This window comes from Microbacterium umsixpiens (assembly GCF_053543675.1).
This window is the reverse complement of the sequence record NZ_JBLVOH010000212.1, coordinates 5155-5805: the sequence shown is the minus strand read 5'-3', so window position 1 is coordinate 5805 and position 651 is coordinate 5155. Positions and strand designations below refer to the sequence as shown.

Below are 651 nucleotides of genomic sequence, written 5' to 3'. Positions count from 1 at the left end.
CTTCGTCGGAGAGCCCGAGGCGATCTGCGACTCCGAGCTCGGCGACATCGACGGTGGGCAGGGTGATCGGGTGCGTGCGCGGTCGGACGACCGCCGGCGGCTCCGTCACGGTCGGCGGCTCGACGACGGCCGGTGGTTCCACGACGGTCGGCGGCTCCACGACAGCGGCGATGGCGCCGGTCGCCGGGACGGCGCTCGACTCCGGTGGCTCGACCGTGCGCGGGGGTTCGGCCTTCTGCGGAGCACCTGCCGGAGCATCCGAGGCGCGCTCGTCTGCGGCGGCCTTCCGCTGGGAGCTGAGCTCCTCGGCCAAGGCAGCGCGGACCGAGGAGAGGTCCGCCGTCTGACGCTGGACCTCCTGCACCGCCGTCAACGCCGCTGCGGCGGCAGCACCGCGCACCTTCTCCGGCACGAGGCGCGGGATGTTGGAGGTGTCGCCGTATCCGCCGTGAACCTCGTCACGCACCATCTCGCCGTCGCGCAGCTCGATCACCCGGCGCTGCATCTGGTCGACGAAGCCGGCCTCGTGCGTAGCCATCAGCACGGTCGTGCCGCCGGCGTTGATGCGAGCGAGAAGCTGCATGATGTCGACGGAAGTCGCAGGGTCGAGGTTGCCTGTGGGCTCGTCGGCGAGCAGCACCTGCGGACGAT

Annotated in this window: 1 pseudogene; it reads right to left on the bottom strand. The window is 71.7% G+C overall.

Features of this window, described 5'->3' with window-relative positions:
* Positions 1-651, bottom strand: a pseudogene (locus tag ACNPM4_RS18235) (cell division ATP-binding protein FtsE); the annotation flags it as partial.